This is a genomic window from Streptomyces atriruber, assembly GCF_001418325.1.
Lineage (GTDB): Bacteria > Actinomycetota > Actinomycetes > Streptomycetales > Streptomycetaceae > Streptomyces > Streptomyces atriruber.
In genome coordinates this window covers 1-9,134 of record NZ_LIPN01000431.1, presented here as the reverse complement: position 1 = coordinate 9,134, position 9,134 = coordinate 1, and the positions used below count along the sequence as shown (strand labels likewise).

Sequence of the window (9,134 nt, the reverse complement as noted above, 5' to 3'; positions counted from 1 at the left end):
GTCGGGCCTTCGGGCCCGTCCGGGCGTGTCCTGCGTCCAAGTGCCCGGTGATGCTCCTGCGCTCTGTGTCGGGCCTTCGGGCCCGTCCGGGCGTGTCCTGCGTCCAAGTGCCCGGTGATGCTCCTGCGCTCTGTGTCGGGCCTTCGGGCCCGTCCGGGCGTGTCCTGCGTCCAAGTGCCCGGTGATGCTCCTGCGCTCTGTGTCGGGCCTTCGGGACCGTCCGCTCGTGTCCTGCGTCCAAGTGCCCGGTGATGCTCCTGCGCTCCGCGTCGGGCCTTCGGGACCGTCCGGGCGTGTCCTGCGTCCAAGTGCCCGGTAACGCTCCGCCGCTCCGCGGCGTGCTTCTCCGGCGCTCCACTCCGTCACCCTTCGCCGCTCCGCGCCGGGCCTTCGGGACCGTCCGGCCGTGTGGTGCACCCGCGCGCCCGGTAACGCTCCGGCGCTCCGCGTCGGGGAGTGGGTGGGTTGTGACACGCTGGTGTCCGGTTCGGGGGGGGGAGCACGTGAAAGGGCAGGTCGTGGGGCAAGGGCGATGGCGGCGCTTTGGCAGCGCTCTGTGGCGTGTGGTCGCGGTGTGGGCCGTCAGCACGCTGACGATGCTCGTGCTCGCGGGCATCCTGCCGGACTTCAAGCTCCAGTCCGCCGACGGCGACAGCGCCACCCGCATCGCGATCACCGCCGCCCTCGGCGCCGGTGCCTTCGGTCTGCTCTCGGCGCTCGTGTGGCCCCTGCTGGTGCGCGCCCTGCTGCTCGTGCCCGCGCTCGTCCTCGGGCTGCTCGCCTTCTTCCTCAACGGGTCCCTGCTCCTGCTCGCCCTGAACCTCATTCCCGAGGGGCGCGGCGAGGCGGGTGCGGAGACCGCCGTCGTCGTGGCCGCGGTGATGTCCGCCGTCGCCTCGGCCACCGGCGGAGCGCTCGCCGTGCGGGACGACGACGCGTACCGCCGCAGGCTCTACCGGCTCGCCGACCGGCGAAGACGCCGTCGTCCGGACGGGACTCCCGGGCCCGCCGCCCCCGGCACCGTCTTCATCCAGCTCGACGGCGTCGGCCACGACGTGCTCACGGACGCCGTCGCCGCGGGCCTCATGCCCACCCTCGGGCGCTGGCTGGGCGACGAGGGCGCCGCCACCCACCGGCTCACCCCCTGGCGCACCGACTGGTCCAGCCAGACCGGCGCCAGCCAGCTCGGCATCCTGCACGGCTCCAACCACGACGTGCCCGCGTTCCGGTGGTACGAGAAGGACACGGGCGAGGTCATGGTCAGCAACCGGCCCGCCTCCGCCGTGGAGCTGCAGCGGCGGGCCGTCGAGCGCACCGGCGACGGCGGGCTCCTCACCGTCGACGGCGCGAGCCGCGGCAACCTCTTCAGCGGGGGCGCCGAACAGCTCGCCCTCGTGCTCTCCGTCGCGGCGCGGCGCGGGAAGGAGAACCGGTCACGTGCCGGGTACTTCGCGTACTTCTCCGATCCCGCCAACGCCGTCCGCACGGCCCTCTCCTTCGTCGCCGAGGTCTTCCGCGAGATCGGCGAGTCCACCGCGGCCCGGTTCGGGCGGCGCCGCCCGCGGGTGGCCCGCGGAGGCCTCTACCCCTTCATCCGCGCCTTCGCGACCGTCGTCGAGCGCGACGTCGTGGTCGCCGCCGTCATCGGGGACATGCTCGCCGGACGCAGCGCGGTCTACGCCGACCTCGTCGCGTACGACGAAGTGGCCCACCACTCGGGGCCGTCCGGCAAGGACGTCGAGAAGGTCCTGCGGCGCCTCGACCGGTCGCTCGCGCTGCTCGACCAGGTCGCCGAGCACGCGCCGCGCGCCTACCGGATCGTGGTGCTATCCGATCACGGGCAGAGCCCCGGCGAGACGTTCCGCGCCCGCTACGGCCTGACTCTCGGTGATCTGGTCCGGGCGGGCTGCGGGCTCCCCGTGTCCCGCAAGGCGCAGCGCACGCACAGCGGTGCGGAGGCCCGGGCGGCCGTGCGGGCCGCGCTGCGCAGGCCCGTCGAGGAGGGCGCCGAGCAGCTCAGGCCGGTGCGCCGCGCCGAGCCGATCGTGCTCGCCTCCGGAAACCTCGGGCTCGTGTCGTTCCCCGACGTGCGGCACCGCATGACGCGCGAGGAGATCGACGACCGCCATCCGGCGCTGCTCCCCACGCTCGCCAACCATCCGGGCATCGGCTTCCTCCTCGTACGCAGTGCGGAGCGGGGTCCCGTGGTGCTGGGGGCGCGCGGCGCAGAGGTGTATCTGGACGAGGAACCGGCCGACCTGGGGCCGCTCGCCGACTTCGGGCCGGGCGCCGTCGAGGCCGTGCGGCGCACGGACGGCTTTCCGCACACCGCGGACATCATGGTCAACTCCTGGTACGACCCGGAGGAGGGCGAGGTGCTCGCCTTCGAGGAGCAGATCGGTTCGCACGGCGGGCTCGGCGGGGCGCAGTCCCGGCCCTTCCTGCTGTCGCCGCTGGTGCTCTCCGACCCGGTGGCGGACAGCGGGGAACTGGTCGGTGCCGAGCAGGTCCACCACGTCCTGCGGGGCTGGCTGGGGGAGGAGTCGGGGCCGGAGGCGCCGGTCCTGCACGTCGCCGCCGACGTGCACGATTCGTCGTCCGACCAGCCGGACAGCACAGCATTTGCGGTTCCCGACCGCGCCGCGCAGGACAAAACACACTGATTTGGGGGCAGGGTCCGCCGTGCCCGACCATGTCTTCCGCCCGGCGATCCCGGGTGCCGGGCACGACGAGAGGCGCACCACCCCATGCACGACACCGGAACCGTGGCACCGTCGGATCCGGCCCCCGACCAGGTGGACTCGCAGAGCAGGCACGCCCGGCGCTTCGGGCTTCCGATCGCCACGTGCCTCGTCATGGGGAACATCATCGGCGGCGGCATCTTCCTGCTCCCGGCCTCCGTCGCCCCGTTCGGCACCATCAGCCTCGTCGCGTTCGCCGTCCTGACCGCCGGCGCCATCGCCCTGGCGCTCGTGTTCGGCCGGCTGGCGGAGCGCGATCCGCGCACCGGCGGCCCGTACGTCTACGCCCGCGCCGCCTTCGGCGACTTCGCGGGGTTCCTGGCCGCCTGGTCGTACTGGATCACCACCTGGGTGTCCAACGCGGCCCTGGCCGTCGCCGCCGTCGGCTATCTCGACGTCCTCGTCCCGGTCAACGACCACAAGTGGACCGCCTGTCTGGCCGCGCTGGTCCTCCAACTCCTGCCCGCCCTCGCGAACTTCGCGGGCACGCGGTACGTGGGCGCCGTCCAGCTGGTCGCCACCGTGCTGAAGTTCCTGCCGCTGCTGCTCGTCGCGGTCGGCGGGCTCTTCTTCTTCGACAGCGCCAACCTCGGGCCCTTCCGGGCGAGCGACGACAGCCCGGTCGGTGCCGTCTCGGCCGCCGCCGCGATCCTGCTCTTCTCCTACCTGGGCGTCGAGTCCGCCGCCGTCAGCGCCGGTGAGGTGCGCGATCCGCGCCGCAACGTCGGGCGCGCCACCATCCTCGGCACCCTCGGCGCCGCCGTCGTCTATCTGCTCGGCACGCTCGCCGTCTTCGGGACCGTCGCGCACGACAAGCTGATCACCTCCACCGCGCCCTTCTCGGACGCCGTCGACGTGATGTTCGGCGGCTCCTGGGGTGGCACCGCGGTCGCCTGCGCCGCGCTGGTCTCGATGGTCGGCGCCCTCAACGGCTGGACGCTGCTGAGCGCGCAGACGCCGTACGCGGCCGCCCAGGACGGGCTGTTCCCGAGCGCGTTCGGCAAGAAGAAGCGCGGCGTGCCGACCGTCGGCGTCCTCGTCACCGTCGTCCTCGCCTCGCTCCTCACCGTCTACAACTACACGGCTGGCTCCGGCGGCGTCTTCGAGTCCCTCGTCCTGATCACCACGTTCACGGCGACCGTGCCCTACCTCCTGGCCACCGTCGCGCAGATCTACTTCCTGATCTCCGGGCAGCGCGAGCGCGTGCACCGCGGACGTCTGGTGCGGGACGGGATCCTTGCGGGCGTCGCGTTCGCGTTCTCCATGTGGCTGGTCGCCGGGTCCGGTTACGCGGCCGTCTACCAGGGCGTGCTGTTCCTCTTCGTCGGCGTCCTGGTCTACGCGTGGATGGCGGCCCGCAAGCAGCGGACCGCCACCGGACGTCACTGATCCGGATCGTCGAGCGGGCCGCTCCCGCCGCCCCCAACGGCGGGAACGGCCCGCGTCGCGCCTACCTCGCCAGCGGCGCGACGACCCAGCGGCGGGTCTTGAACATGCTGTCCTGCGCGCCGATCTCGATCAGCTTGCGGGCCGCCGGATAGGCCTCGTCGCCCTCCATCTCGTAGCCGACCTCGAACGTGCCGGGCACGTCCCTGACCTCGGGCCTGCGCTCGGCCGTCGCCCGCTGTCCGGGCTCGTCGGCGGTGACCGCCGCCAGCTCGGCGAGCAGCTTCTTCTGCGCCGCGTCGAGCGCCTTGCGCGGGTCGCGCTCCAGGGGCGCCGCCGTGGCCTTGCCGCCCTTGGGCGGAGGCGGCGAGACCTCGGTGCTCGGCTCGCGCATGACGCCGGTGGCCCGGCGGGTGGCGATCTGCGCCTGGACGGCCGTGCCGTCGTTGTCGAGACCGACGCGGATCAGGCCCAGTCCCGGCGTGATGACGGGTACGCCGTCGAAGACCTGCCGGAACGTCACGTGCGTCTGCAGCGACACGGGGCGCCCGACCTCGGAGCCGTCCTTGGTGCCGGAGTTCTGCATCAGGTCGTGCACGCTGTCGACGACGAGCTCGGCGCCTTCGGCGTACCGCTCGGCGAACGCGCGCGCCGCCTCGATCGCGCGCTCGGTGGGCAGTTGCTGGGTGTTGCGGTGGTTGGGCTCGGCGAGCCTGACCCAGCGGCTGCCCTCCAGGCCGCTGGAGATCACGCGGTCGCCGGAGGACGCGCTGAGCACGCCGAGCCGGTCGACCTGCACCTCTTGCAGCGCCGCCGACGGGAAGTCGGCCAGCTGCCCGAGCGCGCCGAGCTCGGCGCTCGGTTCGCGGGGCGCCAGCTGGACGATCTGCTGCTGCCCGGGGAGCTGGGAGAGGGGCTCCCTGACGCCTTCGCGTGCGTAGTACCAGCGCCACGCGTACCAGTTGTCCGGCACGTGCTCGCGGTAGAAGTTCCGCTCGGTGTTGAGGCGGTTGGTGGCCTCGGCCTGGGTGGAGCCGACCGCGCACACCGAGGGCGCCTGGCCGTGGTAGATGTCCCAGCTGGCGTTGAGCCAGGCGTCGCAGAACGTCTGCCCGGCCCGCCACTTCTCCCAGAACTTCTTGCCGTAGTCCGGGCTGTCGATGCTGACCGTCTCGAACCCGAAGATCATCCGGAAGCCGATGTTGGGTCCGGCCCAGGTGCGGATGGGGGAGTGCCCGCCGAGGACGCGCAGCGAGGTGCACGTCGACCAGAAGACGTAGTTCGCCTTCTCGTTGCCGAGCGCCATCCGGTTGGAGATGGCGTCGCTGCGGCCGTCCCAGACGGCGCCGAGCGGCGCGAAGAAGACGCCGTTGTTGTCCATGCCGCCGTGGCCCGAGTGGTAGACGGCGACGACCGCGTCCATGCCGTAGCGGTCCTGCCAGTTGTCGTACGTCTCCTCGTACGCCCACACCTGCGCGCCGCCGTCGGCGAACCAGAAGTTCCGGTCGTAGAACTGCTGGAGGTACGCCAGCCAGCCGGTGGCGTCGCCGTGGGTGTGGGAGAGCGGCGACTGGTTGACGAACTTCTGGATGCTGAAGGCACCCCACCAGCCGAAGGTCGAGTCCCGGTCACCCGCCGCTCCGGGCTTCTCGGGTTCGAGCGGGGACGGACCGTGGTCCGAGTAGTTGATGCGCATGGCCATACCCCCTGAGAGGATCTCCTCGTTCCGTGCACGAGGGGGCCTCAAAGTGTCACCGCGGGCGCTCCTTGCCCAGTTGCCATTCCGGCCATAGGCCCCCTGCCACGCGCCTGTTCCCGCACCTCAGAGGCCCCTGTGGCGCGTCGGCTCACACCACGTGTTCGTATCGGGCGACGCGCACCTGCGCACCCCGCTCGAACACCTCCGGGGACGCACCGAACCCCGCGCGGCCCGTTTTCACCCGGAGGCCCCGGCGTCGGGAGAGCGGTGGGCGGCGTTGAAGCGTGCCTTCTTCTGGCGGTTCCCGCACGTGTTCATGTCGCACCATCTGCGGGTGCGGCTCCGGCTGGTGTCGAAGAAGGCGGCCCGGCAGGTCGGCGAGGCGCACAGGGCCAGCTTTCCGTCCCGTTCACCCGCGATGACGCTGATCGCGTCGGCCGCGATCACGCCGAGGGCGTCCTCCACGCCGGAGACCGGGCCGAGCTGCCAGCGCCGCGTTCCCCCGGGCGTGAGGATCGCCGCGGCGCGGCCCTGAGCGCTGCGGTCATTGATGACGCGGACGGCGGACGCGGGGAGGGCTTCCTGGCGCGCGGCCGCTGTCGCGGCGGTGTGGATCGACTCCCTCAGCTCCCGGGCGAGGTCGAGCTGGGCCGGGGTGCAGGAGTCCACGGCGAGACCGTTCACCGCCAGCCAGTCGACGAGCCGGTGCGGCACGGGAATGCGCTCCACGGCGTCGCCATGACGCTCCGACAGGGTGCCGGTGAAGCTCGTCGCCAGCACGGTGCCGAGGCGGAAGTCGGGGAACGCGGCGGGCATGGAACCACCATAGCCGGTTGCGGCGTGACGCGGAGAACTGTTAGAACCGGCATAGCCGGTTCGCGATGGCGCGCGGCCGGTTCCGCCACGGTCAGGAGGTCTCATGTCCGGTCCCACCAGCGACGTGCAAGCATTCGAAGCCCATGCGACCGATGCCGACCTCGACGAGCTGCGGGCACGCCTGGCCGTGGCGCGGCTGCCCGAGGCCGAGACGGTCCAGGGCGCCGCGCCCGGTCCTCGCCGATGGGCGCAGGGCGTTCCGCTCGCCGACCTCGTCGACGTCGTGGACTACTGGCGCACCGGCTACGACTGGCGGCCGTTCGAGGAGCGCCTCCATCGCATCGGCCAGTTCCGTACGACCATCGATGGTCTGGGAATCCACTTCCTGCACCGCCGGTCCGCGCGCGCGGACGCCACTCCGCTGGTTCTGACGCACGGCTGGCCGGACAGCGTCGCCCGGTTCGTCGATGTGGTCGACGAACTGGCGGATCCGGAGGACGCGGACGCACCGGCGTTCCACGTCGTGGTCCCCTCGCTGCCGGGCTTCGGCTACAGCGACAAGCCGACCACCCCCGGGTGGGGCACCGAGAAGATCGCGGCCGCATGGGTGGAGCTGATGGGAAGGCTCGGCTACGGCACGTTCGTGGCCCACGGCGGCGACTGGGGCGGCAACATCACCACGGTGCTCGGCGGCAGGTTCCCGGCGCACGTGCTCGGCATCCACACGACGTTCGCCGAGGGGCCGCCCGGTCTGACGACGGACGGGCTGACGGCGGTCGAGCGCGCCTGGGCCGAGGAAACCCAGGCGTTCTGGCGCCACCGCGCGGCGTACGCGAAGCAGCAGGCGACCCGGCCGCAGACCATCGGGTACGCGCTCGTCGATTCACCGGTCGGGCTTCTCGCCTGGATCCTCGACAAGTTCGCCGAGTGGTCGGACACCGAGGACAGCCCGTTCGAAACGATTTCCAGGGACCGGATCCTCGACGACGTCACCCTGTACTGGCTGACGCGGACCGGCGCGTCGGCGGCCCGCATCTACTACGAGAGCCACAACTCGCTCGACCCCGAACTCCGGGTCGACGTCCCGTCGGCACTCACCATGTATCCCCGCGACGTGGAGAAGTGCCCGCGCCCCTGGGCGCAGGAGCGCTACCGGCGGATCGTCCGATGGAGGTCGCCCGAAACCGGCGGGCATTTCCCGTCGTTGGAGGTCCCCGGACCCTTCGTCAAGGATTTGCGGGAAGGCCTCGCGGCCGTGCTGTCCGCACAGCGGTGAACGCCCGGCGGACGGCGCGGTGTAGCGTCGGGAACCCCTTGTCAGCGGTGAAGAGTGGAGCTTCCATGCACGGTGCGGGCGATCGGATCGATACGTCGACGGCACATTCGGCGCGGGTGTACGACTACATCCTGGGCGGCAAGGACCACTACCTTGTCGACGTCGAAGCGGGGGACGCCATGTGCCGGCACTGGCCGGCGCTGCCCGTGCACATGCTGGAGAACAGGCGGTTCATGCACCGTGCCGGTCGCTACCTCGCCGAGGAGCGGGGCGTCCGTCAGTTCCTGGACATCGGCACCGGTCTGCCCACCGCGCCCAACCTGCACGAGGTGGCGCAGGAGGTGGCGGCGGAGTCCCGCGTCGTCTACGTGGACAACGACCCCATCGTGCTGGCGCACGCCCGTGCCCTCCTGCAGAGCTCGCCGGAGGGGGCGACCGCATACGTCGACGCGGACATGCACGACCCGGACGCCATCCTGAACAGCCCTCAGTTCCGTGCCCTGGTGGACCTGGGCGAGCCGGTCGGCCTGATGATCATCGGGATCCTCCACTTCATCCTGCCGCCGGACGACCGGCGCCTGGTGCAGCGGCTGCTCGAACCGCTGCCCTCGGGCAGCTTCGTGGCCCTGACGATCGGCACCGCGGACTTCGCGCCCGAGGAGGTGGGCCGGGTGGCCGAGGAGTACGGGCGGCAGGGGATGCCCATGGCCCTGCGTGACCTGGCGACCGCTTCGGCCTTCTTCGAGGGTCTGGAGCTGGTGGAGCCGGGGGTGACCCAGGTGCACAGGTGGCGGCCGGGCCCGGAGCAGGACGGTGTCGACGACAGTGCCATCGCGATGTACGGGGCGGTGGCCCGCAAGCCCTGACGGGGCACATGTGCCGACAGGTGTTATCCGGTCGGCCGTCGGGCCCCGCGCGACCCGTTCTCGTCCGGAGTGTGATCGGATGGTGGCAACGGAACTTCCGATCACGGATCCGCACTGAAGGGAACTGCATCGTGGCAACCACGCGCTCCGCGCACACGGTCTGGGAAGGCTCTCTGGCAGAGGGCTCGGGCACCGTCACCTTCGACTCCTCCGGAATCGGGGAGCAGGCGGTGTCCTGGCCGTCGCGCGCCGAGGAGGCGAACGGCAAGACCAGCCCGGAGGAGCTGATCGCCGCCGCGCACTCCAGCTGCTTCTCCATGGCGCTGTCGCACACCCTCACCGGCAAGGGC

At 71.8% G+C, this 9,134-nt stretch carries 7 protein-coding genes; 5 read left to right on the top strand and 2 right to left on the bottom strand.

Annotated features, from left to right (window positions below):
• The first annotated feature begins 518 nt into the window (after positions 1-518).
• Together AOK03_RS34830 and AOK03_RS34825 are read left to right on the top strand one after the other, a co-directional pair.
• A complete protein-coding gene (locus AOK03_RS34830; protein ID WP_079075150.1) occupies positions 519-2,663 on the top strand; it encodes a phage holin family protein in 2,145 nt (714 codons plus the stop codon).
• 84 nt (positions 2,664-2,747) lie between these two features.
• Positions 2,748-4,130 (top strand): amino acid permease, encoded by a 1,383-nt coding sequence (locus AOK03_RS34825; protein ID WP_055569386.1) that lies wholly within the window; start codon positions 2,748-2,750, stop codon positions 4,128-4,130.
• Positions 4,131-4,191: 61 nt separating this feature from the next.
• Here the strand turns inward: AOK03_RS34825 and AOK03_RS34820 are convergent, their stop codons facing one another.
• Together AOK03_RS34820 and AOK03_RS34815 are read right to left on the bottom strand one after the other, a co-directional pair.
• Complete coding sequence (locus tag AOK03_RS34820) at positions 4,192-5,823, bottom strand: DUF6345 domain-containing protein (protein ID WP_055569387.1); 1,632 nt, start codon at positions 5,821-5,823, stop codon at positions 4,192-4,194.
• A 240-nt stretch (positions 5,824-6,063) separates the two neighbouring features.
• Positions 6,064-6,642, bottom strand: a complete 579-nt coding sequence (locus AOK03_RS34815) for a CGNR zinc finger domain-containing protein (RefSeq protein ID WP_055569385.1) — start codon at positions 6,640-6,642, stop codon at positions 6,064-6,066.
• 103 nt (positions 6,643-6,745) lie between these two features.
• Here AOK03_RS34815 and AOK03_RS34810 point away from each other — a divergent pair, with 103 nt between their 5' ends.
• The 3 genes from AOK03_RS34810 to AOK03_RS34800 form a co-directional block, all read left to right on the top strand.
• Complete coding sequence (locus AOK03_RS34810; protein WP_055569384.1) at positions 6,746-7,918, top strand: epoxide hydrolase family protein; 1,173 nt, start codon at positions 6,746-6,748, stop codon at positions 7,916-7,918.
• Between the two features lie 65 nt (positions 7,919-7,983).
• Positions 7,984-8,784, top strand: coding sequence for an SAM-dependent methyltransferase (locus AOK03_RS34805; RefSeq protein WP_055569383.1), 801 nt, complete (start codon positions 7,984-7,986; stop codon positions 8,782-8,784).
• Between the two features lie 131 nt (positions 8,785-8,915).
• Positions 8,916-9,134: OsmC family peroxiredoxin (locus AOK03_RS34800; protein WP_157869160.1), on the top strand; the 219-nt coding region annotated here is incomplete at its 3' end.

Coding starts and splice junctions, on each gene's coding strand:
- AOK03_RS34825 (WP_055569386.1), top strand. CDS start 2,748: ATGCACGACACCGGAACCGTGGCACCGTCGGATCCGGCCCCCGACCAG.
- AOK03_RS34820 (WP_055569387.1), bottom strand. CDS start 5,823: ATGCGCATCAACTACTCGGACCACGGTCCGTCCCCGCTCGAACCCGAG.
- AOK03_RS34815 (WP_055569385.1), bottom strand. CDS start 6,642: ATGCCCGCCGCGTTCCCCGACTTCCGCCTCGGCACCGTGCTGGCGACG.
- AOK03_RS34810 (WP_055569384.1), top strand. CDS start 6,746: ATGTCCGGTCCCACCAGCGACGTGCAAGCATTCGAAGCCCATGCGACC.
- AOK03_RS34805 (WP_055569383.1), top strand. CDS start 7,984: ATGCACGGTGCGGGCGATCGGATCGATACGTCGACGGCACATTCGGCG.